We start from the raw sequence: 402 nt of genomic DNA on the forward strand, positions 1-402 counted from the left end.
CGGCAGCGCCCGCGTGGAGGCCAGCGTCAGCAATGCGGCAGGTAACTCAGCGTCAGCCACCCACGACTACAGCGTGGATACGGACGCGCCGGTGATCGCCATCAGCACCATCGCGGCTGACGATATCCTGAACGCCACGGAAGCGCAGGCGGATCTGCTGATCGGCGGCACCACCACCGCCCCGGCGGGGCAGACGGTGACCGTGACGATTGGCGGCACCAGCTACACCACCCAGGTACAGGCGAACGGCAGCTGGAGCGTCACCATTCCGGCAGCGGACGTGGCCTCCATCACAACGGGGGCAGTGACGGCCAGCGTGGCAGACGCCGCCGGTAATACCGGCTCGGCCAGCCATACCCTGACCGTCGACACTGCCGCGCCGGTGGTGTCCATCAACACCGT

At 67.9% G+C, this 402-nt stretch carries 1 protein-coding gene; it reads left to right on the forward strand.

Translation table 11 applies throughout. The features are described from left to right. On the forward strand, positions 1-402 hold a 402-nt coding region (locus APU02_RS04090; protein ID WP_120714864.1), incomplete at both ends, for an Ig-like domain-containing protein.

This window comes from Citrobacter sp. 50677481 (genome assembly GCF_001463265.1).
GTDB classification, from domain to species: domain Bacteria; phylum Pseudomonadota; class Gammaproteobacteria; order Enterobacterales; family Enterobacteriaceae; genus Citrobacter_A; species Citrobacter_A sedlakii.